The following is a 12,379-nucleotide window of genomic DNA, read 5'->3' on the forward strand; positions in this document are numbered from 1 at the left end:
CTGGCGCTTCTTCTGGGTGAAACGGCGCGACGAGGTCACCTGATCGGGATTCTCGTGGCGCCACTTCTTGAAATCCTTGCGCTTGCCGGTGCGGATAGTCACCTTGTCGGCCAGCGAGCGGGTCTTCTTGCGGCGTGTCATCGGGCCGGGCTCCATTGGGTGTCGAAGGGGGACTTAGACCGTTATTCTATCAGTCCATTGCACCAGGCGCGCCCTCATCGCCATAGGCTGGTACAATATGCGGCTGTACGAAGTTCGGGAAACGCTGAAAGAATCGACGAGCGAGTTGAAGCGCAACATAGCGATTCGCTTGCGCAGGCATTCGTGCAGTGTTTCCTTCATCCATTGCTACGGACAAGACATATAGCCTATGAGCGAGTCGGAACAGACCACAGCACCGGCCGAGAACCGCAAGCCCAAACGTCGTCGTCGCAAGCCGCGCCGCCGCCAATCGAACTGGGATCTTCGCCAGTTCCAGGTGCCTGTCGAGGCGGGCAAGTGGCGCTTTCACGACTTCGATCTGCCGTTGCCGCTGATGCGAGCCATTCATGCCCTGGGGTTCGAATACTGTACCCCGATCCAGGCAGAGGCGCTCAGCCAGACCCTGCTGGGTGGTGACATTGTCGGAAAGGCTCAGACCGGCACCGGCAAGACCGCGGCCTTCCTGATCTCGATCCTGGCCTACTTCCTCGAGGAGGAAGAGCCGAACGCACAGAAAGTCGGTGCGCCGCGTGCTCTGATCGTAGCACCGACCCGCGAGCTGGCACTGCAGATCGAGAAGGACGCCAAGGCCCTGGCGCGCTTCACGTCACTCAACGTGGCCAGCGTGGTTGGCGGCATGGACTACCAGAAGCAGCGCGACGCCCTGGGGCGCAAGGTGGATATCCTGGTGGCGACGCCTGGCCGGCTGCTGGACTTCCACGAGAAGCGCGACGTTGACCTGACCCAGGTCGAGGTGCTGGTGCTCGACGAGGCGGACCGCATGCTGTCCATGGGCTTCATTCCCGACGTCAAGCGCATCATCCGGCATACGCCGAAGAAGGAGGAGCGCCAGACATTCCTGTTCTCCGCCACCTTCTCCCAGGACATCCTCAATCTGGCCAGCCAGTGGACCCATGAACCGGCTCACGTCGAGATCGAGGTGACGGTGGAGAACGCCGCCAACATCGATCAGCGGGTCTACATGGTCAGCGACGATGACAAGCAGCGTCTTCTGGTCAACCTGCTGCGCCAGGAGAGCTTCGACCGGGTGATGGTATTCGGCAACCGTCGTGATCTGGTGCGCAAGCTCGATGAGCTGCTCAGGAAAGCAGGCATCAATGCGGCGATGCTCTCCGGTGATGTGCCCCAGAATCAACGCATCAAGACGCTGGAGTCTTTCCGGGAAGGGGAAATCCAGGTGCTGGTAGCCACCGACGTGGCGGGCCGCGGCATCCATATCGAGGATGTCAGCCATGTGATCAACTACACCCTGCCGGAAGATCCGGAAGACTATGTGCACCGTATCGGCCGTACCGGTCGCGCCGGCGCCACCGGGGTATCGATCAGCTTCGTCGGCGAAGAGGATGCCTTCTCGCTGCCCGAGATCGAGCGCTATATCAACGGCAAGCTGCCCTGCGAGCATCCGCCCGAGGGGCTGCTGTAACGCCTGATGCCCTCGCCGCGAGGGAGCTGGGGACAGGTTGAAGAGGAGGTCTTTTGCCAGGGATGGCAAAAGTAGCGCCCAAGGAAGGGTTCACAGCGCCTCCTCGGAAACCTGTCGACGGCGCCGAAGCCCCGCCGGCAGACGCCCCCCCCCAGGCAGTAGCTGAAGGGTCGATACGCTCAAGTCATTCCCCTCAAGTTCTTTAGATAGAGTGCGGCCATGCTGGATGAGGCCCTGAAGGGCGAGATACAGACTGCCTACCGTCGCGTGCTCGAGGCCCAGGGCCTGACGCCACGCTACGGCCAGCGGCTGATGATTGCCGAGATCGCTCGCACCCTGAGCGGCATCGAGGCCGACGAGTCGGGCAAGCGTACCTCCGATGAGCATGTCTGCGTGCTGGAGGCCGGCACCGGCACCGGCAAGACCCTGGCCTACCTGCTGGCGGCGTTGCCGGTGGCCAAGGCCCGCGGCAAGCGTCTGGTCATTGCCACCGCCACCGTGGCGCTGCAGGAGCAGGTTCTGCATCAGGATCTTCCCGCCCTCAAGGCCCACAGCGGCCTGGATTTCCACTACGCCTTGGCCAAGGGGCGTGGTCGCTACCTGTGCGTGGCGCGCCTCGAGCAGGAACTGGATGGCGTGACCGGCAACCCCACCCTGTCGATGTTCGAGCAGAGCCTGGTTCAGGAGTCCGGCGACAATTTCCAGGCCCTGGTCCGCGACATGGCTGAGGCGTACGGCAGTGGCAGCTGGGAGGGCGACCGCGAGAGCTGGTCCGAATCGATCGATGACGCCGACTGGCGTCGCCTGACCATCGATCACCGGCAGTGCACGAACCGGCGCTGCGGCCACTTCGCCGCCTGCGCCTTCTTCCGTGCGCGCCGGGATCTGGAGACGGCCGATGTCGTCGTAGCCAACCACGACCTGGTGCTGGCCGACCTGTCTCTGGGTGGAGGTGTCGTGCTGCCACCTCCCGGCGACTGCATCTATGTCTTCGACGAGGGCCATCATCTGCCGGACAAGGCGCTCAACCACTTCGCCCATCGTGTCGGCGTGGGTAGTTCGCTGCGCTGGCTTGGCAGCCTGAAGAAGTCGCTCACCGAGCTCAATCAGGCCCTGGCCATTCAGCCCACCGTGGCCAGGCTGCTGGGCACGCTGCCGGAAGCCATTGCCGCGCTGGAGCCCCGCCTGGGGGGAGGCCTTCTCCCTGGGGCACCAGCTTGCCGGCCGCCCCCATGGGCTGGCTGACGGCGAGGAGACTCTTCAGCATCGCTTCGAAATGGGGCGGGTGCCCGATGGGCTGCGCGAACACGCTGGCACCCTGGTGACCGCCTTCGCCGAGCTGGCACGGACCCTGGAGACCCTGAGCGACATCCTGCGAGAGAGTCTCGACCCGGACAAGCACACGGGCCTTGCCCGAGAACAGGCCGAGGCCTGGCTGCCGCTGATGGCACTGCTTCACGGCCGCGTACTGGAGGCCCATGGGTTGTGGCAGGCCTACTCCGTAGTCGATACCGGAGGCGAGGCGCCGCAAGCCCGCTGGATGACCCTGGAGCGCTTCGGCGGCGACCCGGAGCTCATCTTCTCGGCCAGCCCCGTCTCGGCCGCGCCCACCCTGGCCAGGACGCTATGGGGGAGCTGCTACGGCGCCGTGGTGACCTCGGCGACACTCACTGCGCTGGGACGGTTCGAGCGGCTGCAGGAGCGAGCCGGCCTGGCCAACCGCTATCGCTACCAGCGCTTGCCGAGCCCGTTCGACTATTCGCGGGCGGTACTCAGTGTTCCTCTCGAGGCGGTGGACCCGGCGGACCGCGAAGGGCACGAGCGGGCCATCATCGATTTCGTCGGCGACCTTGGTGCCGAGGAGGCGGTGTTGATGCTGTTCTCGTCGCGGGCGCAGCTGCGCGCCGTCGAGAAGGCCTTGCTCCCGGCACAGCGGGAGCGGGTGCTGGCTCAGGACCGGCTGCCCAAGCGTGAATTGATCGAGCGGCATCGGGCCCGGGTGGACGCCGGCAAGGGCAGTATCATCTTCGGTCTGGCGAGCTTTGCCGAAGGCATCGATCTGCCCGGCGACTACCTGACACACGTGGTGATCACCCGGCTGCCGTTTGCCGTACCCGACGACCCGGTCGGCGCGACCCTGGCGGAGTGGATCGAGAGCCAGGGCGGCAACCCCTTCATGCGCATCAGCGTTCCCGATGCCTCGATCAAGCTGGTGCAGGCCTGCGGGCGGTTGATTCGCAAGGAGGCCGACCAGGGACGCATCACCCTGCTGGATCGCCGGGTGCTGACGCGCCGTTACGGAAGGGCGTTGCTCGATGCGCTACCGCCTTTCGTGCGCGAGATCGACGGCGTGACAGAAGGCGTGTGACAGGGCAGGTACGAGAGAAGACAAGTGAGGCCCTCATGCAGCAGGCCCGCCGTGGGAGGCGGGCCTGCTGGCATTGGCGAGTCACGACTGGGGTCAGGTGTCATCCCGGGAAGCGAGGACCGGCTTAAGTTTCGTCGCCATGCGGTTCATGGCCTCCTCGGTGGTGTCCCAGTCGATACAGGCGTCGGTGACCGAGACGCCATACTGCATCTGGCTGCGATCGTCGAGAATCTTCTGGCTGCCCCAGCCGATGTGGGACTCCACCATCAGGCCCATGATCGAGCGGTTGCCTCCAGGATCTGATTGGTGACGTTCTCCATGACCAATGGCTGCAGCGCCGGGTCCTTGTTGGAGTTGGCGTGGGAGCAGTCGATCATGATGTTGGGCTTGATGCCGGCCTTGCGCAACTCCTGCTCGGCCAGCGCGACGCTGACGCTGTCGTAGTTGGGCTTGCCGTTGCCGCCGCGCAGCACCACGTGGGCATAGGCGTTGCCGCGGGTGCGGATGATCGACACTTGGCCGCTCTGGTTGATGCCCAGGAAATTGTGAGGATGCGCCACTGACTGCAGGGCATTGACGGCCACGTCAAGGCTGCCGTCGGTGCCGTTCTTGAACCCGACCGGGCTTGACAGGCCGGAGGACATCTCCCGGTGGGTCTGGGATTCGGTGGTGCGTGCGCCGATCGCCGACCAGCTGATGCAGTCCTGCAGGTACTGGGGGGAAATGGGATCGAGTGCCTCGGTGGCCAGTGGCAGGCCTATCTCGGAGAGCTCGACCAGCAACCGGCGAGCGATATGCAGCCCTTCCTCGATCTCGAATGAACCATTGAGGTGCGGGTCGTTGATCAAGCCCTTCCAGCCGACGGTGGTGCGGGGCTTCTCGAAGTAGACCCGCATCACCACGTAGAGGCTGTCCTTCACCTCGTCGGCCAGGCGGCGCAGGCGGCGTGCATAATCGAGGGCGGCATCGACGTCGTGGATGGAGCAGGGCCCGATCACCACCAGCAGCCTGGGATCGGTGCCATCGAGAATGTTCTGGATGGTCCGGCGCCCCTCGATGACCGTTCTTTCGGCGATTTCGCCGAGCGGTATTTCATTCTTGAGGGCTTCGGGGGTGATCAGAACGTCCTGGGAAAGAACGTTGAGGTTGCTGACCTGCTGATCTGACATTTCGCTACCTGTATCGTGATGCGTTGAAGGCTGGGAGGATGATCTACTATACACCCGCGGAGAGGGAAAATAGCAATTGTGGCAGGAACCCTGGGTCACGGGGACTGTCTGAAAGCCGGCGCATGGCAGCCGGCTTGATGCGCGGCCAATAAACAGGAACACTTGCCGTTTGGATGGGGCAACATTCCAGGGACACTCAGCTGCCAACAGGCACCAGGTTTACACCATGCATGCAGAATCCATCACGATATTACGTTTATCCGTCAGTCAGCAGGCTCTCTCCCGGTCGGGGGGGGCGTGAATGGGCAGCCGAGAGACCGACCAACAACTCGTGGAACGCGCCCAGCAGGGCGATACACGTGCGTTCGACCTGCTGGTAAGGAAGTATCAGCACAAGATCATCGGGCTGATCGGACGCTACGTCCAGGATCACAGTGAAGTGCAGGATGTGGCTCAGGAAGCCTTCATCAAGGCGTACCGGGCACTTGGCAAGTTTCGTGCCGAGAGCGCCTTCTATACCTGGATGTATCGGATTGCCATCAATACTGCCAAGAATCATCTGGTTTCCAAGGGGCGCCGCCCGCCGGGCAGCGACCTCGATATCGTCGATGCCGAGATTCTCGACCACAGCGGGCGCCTTGCCGATATCGAGACGCCGGAGGCCTCCCTGGCGCGGGACCAGCTCGAGTCCGCGGTCTTCGAAGCCATCGAGAACCTTCCCGAAGACCTGCGTACGGCGATTACCCTGCGGGAGCTGGACGGGCTCTCCTATGAGGACATTGCCCATATCATGCAGTGCCCGGTCGGGACGGTGCGATCGCGTATCTTTCGTGCCCGCGAGGCGGTGGACCAGCATATCCAGCCTTTCGTGACCACCGCGCGGACCCGGGAGTCGATGATCGAGTGAGAGCTGAGTGAAAGCCGAGTGAGAAAATTCGAAGGATTTTGCGCTGGCGCTGAACTGTCTGGCGCCGCTGGCGTCAGATGCAGTGATTGTTACGTTACAACGCTTTCACGGGTACGTGGGCCAGTCGGTATTTCCGGTACGGTGTGACGGAAAATGCCGAATATCATTGAACGCAAGGCAGGGTGCCTTGACAGTTTGGGGGTGTGAGAATGAGTCAGAACGCACGGGAATCGCTTTCTGCCCTGATGGACAACGAAGGTGATGATCTCGAGCTACGTCGGGCGCTGAAGTCCCTGGAGGACGACCCCGATGCGGCTGATGCCTGGCGACGCTATCACCTGATGCGTAGCCTGATGCGCCGGGATCATGACATCGATGTCAGCAAGGATCTTTCGGCGGGTATCATGGCCCGCATTGAAGCCGAGCCGGTACCGGCCCTGGAATCTACGCCCTCGGTGACACGGCGTTCTCCCTCCCTGGCTCGCGGTGCCGGAATTGCCGCTGCCGTTTCGCTGATGGTAATTACCGGGGTGCAGTTCTATAACGGCAGCGACTTTGCCAGCACCGGTGATGCGCCGGTGGCCGGAACCGAAACCCGTGCCAATTCGGAGCAACCGCAGCGCAGCCTCGCGAGTCAGGCAGGGGGCCAGGGCGCGCCCCTGTTTTCGCCGGCAGCCTCCGGTGGTCAGGCGGGGGTGATGCCCGTGGGAGCCAGTTTCGACAATCCCCTTTTCCTGTCTCCGCAATCCCGGCAGCCCGCGAGTTCCGACCAGGAGCAGGCAAGGCTGTTGCAGTCCTACCTCGATCGACACTCAGAAGGTGCCGCCTACCGCAGCGGTGATGTCTGGATGCCGCTACTGCGCGCTTCCGGTAGCGAGACGCTGGGGCAGCGCTGATGAGGGCCGGGCGTACCTTGTTTCGCCTGGCGGTACTCTGCGGCATCGGTGGCCTGATCGTTTCGCTGCCACTGGCCGCCGACACGCCGGCAAGTGGCGAGACAGCAAACGAGCAGTTCGATTGTCGTCAGCTATCCGACTGGGATGCGCCGGAGTCGGCCATCGACTGGTATGAACGTAGCCTGTGGGCCAACCACTGCTATATCTTCCAGGCACGGGCGGTGCGTATCGGCATCGATGGTGTCAGGACACTGGCGCTCTCCCACGATATTCAGGACGGCGTCGAACGGGAAGTGGCGCGCTTCCTCGACGGTCCGCAGGTCTTCTTCGAGCGCCGTGGGCGCATCGGACGGCTGGGCTGGGCCGATGGCGAGGAAGAAGCCCCTGCCTCGCCGGCCGGGGTGGCCAGGCATCTCGACCAGTTCTATCGGCTTGGCTTGGGAAGCGGCGAGCGGATCGCCAATCGCCCCGCCGTTCGCCTGGACATCGAGCCTCTCGACGGGCTGCGTTTCGGTCAGCGAGTGTGGCTCGACTCCACCACAGCACTCCCCTTGAAGCGCGAACTCCTCGACGATCGCGGTCGAGTGGTCGAAACCTTCCAGATTACCGAACTCCAGACGCCGCAGCTCCATGACGGTAGCGTCTTTCTCGATGAGCTTCGCTCACCTCCCAGCAGCCCTGGCGTCCCGAATGGCTACCGGAAGGGTTCGTCGGCCAGCCGGTGGATACGCGTAGCGAGCGTCATGGCGAGGAAGTGGGGCACCGCATCTATAGCGACGGCCTTTCTACCTGAGCCTGTTCGTCGAAGCGATTGAGGAGGGGCGGGAGCGGCTCATCCCCGGCCTTCATCGATTGGGTATCTCGCTTGCTGTGGTGCGCCATCTGACAGTGGGTGAGCAGCCCATGCAGGTGGTGGTGATGGGGGAGTTGCCGCCCCGCGTGCTGGCCAGGTGGCTGATAGCCTGGTCTGGGAGGATGCCACCAGTGATGATTGACTGGGAAAAGGCGGATAACAACAGCTGACATGTGAAACGTACGCAATGACGCAGGAGTTTTTCATGAGACCAATGACCCGATCTTTTCCGCTGTGGGCGCTTCTGTTGGCCCTGCTGCTCCCCTGGCAGGCGGCCCATGCCCGCGACCTTCCCGACTTTGCCAGCCTGGTCGAACAGGCCGCACCGGGGGTGGTCAATATTTCCACCACGCGAACGGTGGAGCGTGCTCCAGCATTCGAGGGCTTCGGTGGACAGGACATCCCGGATATCTTCCGCCACTTCTTTGGTGATCGCTTCCCGGGAGACCCCGGTGGACCGCCAGGTCGCAGTCCCGGGCAGGAGCAGGAGCGCCAGTCGCTGGGCTCCGGCTTTATCATCAGCTCGGATGGCTACATCCTCACCAATGCCCATGTGGTCGAGGGGGCCGATGAGATACTGGTCCGGCTGGCTGATCGCCGTGAAATGGAGGCCGAGCTGATCGGCTCCGACCCGCAGACCGATGTTGCGGTGCTCAAGGTGGATGCCGAGGACCTTCCGGCACTGCCCACCGGAGATTCCGATACGCTCAGGGTGGGCGAGTGGGTGGCCGCTATCGGTTCGCCCTTCGGCTTCGACCACTCGGTGACTGCCGGCATCATCAGTGCGATCAACCGCACCCTGCCGCGGGATGCCTACGTCCCCTTCATCCAGACCGATGTTGCCATCAACCCAGGCAACTCGGGCGGTCCGCTCTTCAACCTCGACGGTGAAGTGATAGGTATCAATGCCCAGATATTCACCCGCAGCGGCGGCTTCATGGGCCTCTCCTTTGCGATACCCATCAACGTGGCCATGGATGTGGCCAGCCAGCTGCGTGACGACGGGCGTGTAAGCCGTGGCTGGCTCGGGGTGATGATCCAGCCGGTCTCGCGAGATCTGGCCGAGTCGTTCGGCATGGAGAGTGCCAGTGGCGCGCTGATCGCCGACCTGGATCCGGAAGGGCCGGCGGCCGAGGGCGGCGTTCGGGCAGGTGATATCATTCTCGAGGTCGACGGCGAGGAGGTCGAGCGCTCGCGCAACCTGCCGCGGCTGATCGGTCGCGTCTCGCCTGGCAGCGAGGCGGAGCTGACCATCATGCGTGACGGCCAGCGTGAGCAGATCACCGTGACCATCGGCGACTGGCCGGACAGCGATGACCCGCGTGCCGACGCCCGTGACGATCGCAGTGCCCAGGCACGGCTGGGGATCGCGGTCAGTGAGCTCGATGATGCCGAGCGCGAGCGCCTGGGGATCGAGGCCGGTGTCATGGTGCGTGAGGTCGAGCCCCAGGGGGCAGCGGCCCGGGCCGGGATTCGCCGCGGCGATGTCATCGTCAGTATCGATCATCACACCGTGGAGAGTGGCTCGCAGCTGCTGGAACTGGTCGAGAATCTTCCGACGGACCGTGCCGTACCGGTACGACTCTATCGCGAAGGGCGCTCCCTGTTTGTCGCCCTGAGGCTGGGCCAGGACTGATACGCCAGCGGCACCCTCGAACGCGTGTACCCTCGAGGCGCCTCTCATCTCCCGATGGGGGGCGCCTTCGTTCCCGGCAGTGGTCCACGGCTTCGCTGTCCAACCCCCCGCCATGCCGGTACAATACCCGCCATTGAATTCATTCGACGTGAACGGGTCGCGGACGAACCGGCCGCCTCTGGGCACGTGACGAACACCGGATTGGGCTAGATGAGCAACGACGCAAGCAACGAAAAGCTTAAGTATATTCGGAATTTCTCGATTATTGCCCACATCGATCATGGCAAGTCGACCCTGGCAGATCGCCTGATCCAGAGCTGCGGGGGGCTCACCGAGCGTGAGCTCAAGGAGCAGGTGCTCGATTCGATGGACCTCGAGCGTGAGCGGGGTATCACCATCAAGGCCCAGTCGGTGACGCTGGATTACCAGGCTGACGATGGCCACACCTATCAGCTGAACTTCATCGACACCCCGGGCCACGTGGACTTCTCCTACGAGGTCTCGCGCTCGCTCTATGCCTGTGAAGGCGCACTGCTGGTGGTCGATGCGGCCCAGGGCGTCGAGGCGCAGTCGGTGGCCAACTGCTATACCGCCATCGAGCAGGGTCTCGAGGTGCTGCCGGTGCTCAACAAGATGGATCTGCCCCAGGCCGATCCCGACAAGGTGGCCCATGAGATCGAGGAGATCATCGGCCTGGATGCCACCGATGCCTGCCAGGTCTCTGCCAAGAGTGGCCTGGGCATCGATGCGCTGCTCGAGCGCCTGGTGCGTGACATTCCACCACCCAAGGGCGACCGGGAAGCACCGCTCCAGGCGCTGATCATCGATTCCTGGTTCGACAACTACCTGGGCGTCGTCTCGCTGGTTCGTGTCTTCGACGGCACTCTCAAGAAGGGCCAGAAGATCCGCATCAAGTCCACCGGTCGTGACTGGCAGGCCAATGAGGTGGGAATCTTCACCCCGTCGCGCAAGGAGACCGGCATCCTGCGTGCCGGCGAGGTGGGCTTCGTGGTGGCCGGGATCAAGGAGATCCAGGGTGCGCCGGTGGGGGATACCATCACCCATGCCAAGACCCCGGACGTGGAGCGCCTCCCGGGCTTCCAGAAGGTCAAGCCCCAGGTCTATGCCGGCATGTTCCCGGTTGGCGCCGACGACTACGAGGACTTCCGCGACGCGCTGGAGAAGCTCGCGCTCAACGATGCCTCGCTGGAGTACGAGCCCGAGAATTCTGATGCCCTGGGCTTCGGTTTCCGTGTCGGCTTCCTCGGCACCCTGCACATGGAGATCGTCCAGGAGCGCCTCGAGCGTGAATACAACCTGGACCTGCTCACCACGGCGCCCACCGTGGTCTACGAGCTGGCGATGAAGAATGGCGACGTCAAGTACGTTTCCAACCCCTCCAAGCTGCCGGACATGGCCGATGTCGAGGAGATGCGTGAGCCCATCGTGCGTGCCAGCATCCTTGTGCCCCAGGAGTTCGTCGGCAACGTGATCATGGAGTGCGAGAACCGCCGTGGCACCCAGCGCGATATGCAGTTCCTGGGCAGCCAGATCCAACTGGTCTATGAGCTGCCCATGAGCGAGGTGGTGATGGACTTCTTCGATCGATTAAAATCCATCTCCAAGGGCTATGCCTCGCTGGATTACGGCTTCGAACGCTTCCAGGCGGCCAAGCTGGTGCGCCTGGACGTATTGATCAACGGCGACAAGGTCGATGCCCTGGCCGTCATCATCCACCGCGACCATGCCCATGGGCGCGGGCGGTTGCTGGTGGAGAAGATGAAGGAGCTGATTCCCCGCCAGATGTTCGACGTGGCGATCCAGGCCGCCATCGGTGGCCAGGTAGTGGCGCGCTCCACCGTCAAGGCGCTGCGCAAGAATGTGACGGCCAAGTGCTATGGCGGCGACGTCTCGCGCAAGAAGAAGCTGCTGGAGAAGCAGAAGGCGGGCAAGAAGCGCATGAAACAGGTCGGTCGGGTGGAAATTCCCCAGGATGCTTTCCTGGCCGTACTCAAGGTGAATGACTAGGGACCGACGATACTATGGATTTCTCACTTCTGCTGGTGATTGCGGTGGCAGTCACCGGTCTGATATGGCTGCTCGACCTGATCTTGCTGCGCCCGGGGCGACGCCGGAACCTGGCCACTGCTGAAGCCGAAACGACCGAAGGGCTCGACGAAGCGACACGTGCCAAGGTGCTCAAGGAGCCCTGGCCGGTCGATTACGCACGCTCCTTCTTTCCGGTCCTGCTGGTGGTATTGCTGCTGCGCAGCTTTCTGGTCGAACCCTTCCAGATTCCTTCCGGTTCCATGCGCCCCACCCTGGAAGTCGGCGACTTCATCCTGGTGAACAAGTATGCCTATGGCCTGCGTCTGCCGGTGACTCATACCCGTTTCGTCGAAATGGGCGATCCCCAGCGCGGTGACGTCATGGTCTTTCGTTTTCCCAACGAGCCCTCGGTGAACTTCATCAAGCGCGTGGTGGGACTGCCGGGCGATACCGTGCGCTACGAGGACAAGCAGCTCTACGTCAATGGCGAACCGGTACCCAAGCGCCTGATCGAAGAGGGCCCGGTAGAAGCACCGCAAGAGTGGCTGCTGGAGGAGCAATTGGGCGAAATCAGCCACCGGATCTACAATAATCCCCGTGACCCGGGGCCGCGAGTGCGTGAACTGGTAGTGCCGGAAGGGCACTTCTTCACCATGGGCGACAATCGCGACCACTCCAACGATAGCCGCTACTGGGGGTTCGTACCCGAAGAGAACATCGTCGGGCGTGCCTTTGCTGTCTGGATGCAGTGGGATGGTGGTCTGCCCAGTTTCTCCAACGTTCGCCGCATCCATTGACCCTCGAGGTCTCTCGGCGATGGTTCTTATTCTTGTCTCTGGACAGTCCGTTTCTTTGT

General features: G+C 63.0%; 8 protein-coding genes and 2 pseudogenes. 9 read left to right on the forward strand and 1 reads right to left on the reverse strand.

The features are described from left to right. The first annotated feature begins 370 nt into the window (after positions 1-370). Positions 371-1,645: an ATP-dependent RNA helicase RhlB gene (gene rhlB / locus Q427_RS04930; RefSeq protein WP_043511569.1), complete on the forward strand. Its 1,275-nt coding sequence runs from the start codon at positions 371-373 to the stop codon at positions 1,643-1,645. A gap of 219 nt (positions 1,646-1,864) precedes the next feature. Next, positions 1,865-4,013 (forward strand): annotated as a pseudogene (gene dinG / locus Q427_RS04935) (ATP-dependent DNA helicase DinG). A gap of 93 nt (positions 4,014-4,106) precedes the next feature. On the opposite strand, the pseudogene Q427_RS04940 reads toward dinG, so the two are convergent. Next, positions 4,107-5,182, reverse strand: a pseudogene (locus tag Q427_RS04940) (3-deoxy-7-phosphoheptulonate synthase). 301 nt (positions 5,183-5,483) lie between these two features. Here Q427_RS04940 and rpoE point away from each other — a divergent pair. The 7 genes from rpoE (at position 5,484) to lepB (ending at position 12,320) form a co-directional block, all read left to right on the forward strand. Further along, positions 5,484-6,089 (forward strand): RNA polymerase sigma factor RpoE, encoded by a 606-nt coding sequence (rpoE, locus tag Q427_RS04945; protein ID WP_043511571.1) that lies wholly within the window; start codon positions 5,484-5,486, stop codon positions 6,087-6,089. A 209-nt stretch (positions 6,090-6,298) separates the two neighbouring features. After that, complete coding sequence (locus Q427_RS04950) at positions 6,299-6,985, forward strand: sigma-E factor negative regulatory protein (protein ID WP_043511573.1); 687 nt, start codon at positions 6,299-6,301, stop codon at positions 6,983-6,985. Continuing rightward, positions 6,985-7,800, forward strand: coding sequence for a sigma-E factor regulatory protein RseB domain-containing protein (locus tag Q427_RS04955; protein WP_051496143.1), 816 nt, complete (start codon positions 6,985-6,987; stop codon positions 7,798-7,800). Before Q427_RS04950 ends, Q427_RS04955 begins: the two co-directional genes overlap by 1 nt. A gap of 58 nt (positions 7,801-7,858) precedes the next feature. After that, the gene (locus Q427_RS33330) at positions 7,859-8,008 is read left to right on the forward strand and encodes a hypothetical protein (RefSeq protein WP_231613423.1); all 150 of its coding nucleotides are present in this window, start codon (positions 7,859-7,861) and stop codon (positions 8,006-8,008) included. Positions 8,009-8,043: 35 nt separating this feature from the next. Beyond that, positions 8,044-9,474, forward strand: coding sequence for a DegQ family serine endoprotease (locus tag Q427_RS04960; RefSeq protein WP_043511575.1), 1,431 nt, complete (start codon positions 8,044-8,046; stop codon positions 9,472-9,474). 210 nt (positions 9,475-9,684) lie between these two features. After that, entirely contained in the window at positions 9,685-11,502 is a 1,818-nt protein-coding gene (gene lepA / locus Q427_RS04965; protein WP_043511577.1) for a translation elongation factor 4, read from the forward strand. Between the two features lie 14 nt (positions 11,503-11,516). Next, positions 11,517-12,320: a signal peptidase I gene (gene lepB / locus Q427_RS04970; RefSeq protein WP_043511580.1), complete on the forward strand. Its 804-nt coding sequence runs from the start codon at positions 11,517-11,519 to the stop codon at positions 12,318-12,320. The last annotated feature ends 59 nt before the right edge of the window (positions 12,321-12,379 follow it).

The sequence above is a fragment of the Halomonas sp. BC04 genome (assembly GCF_000568385.1).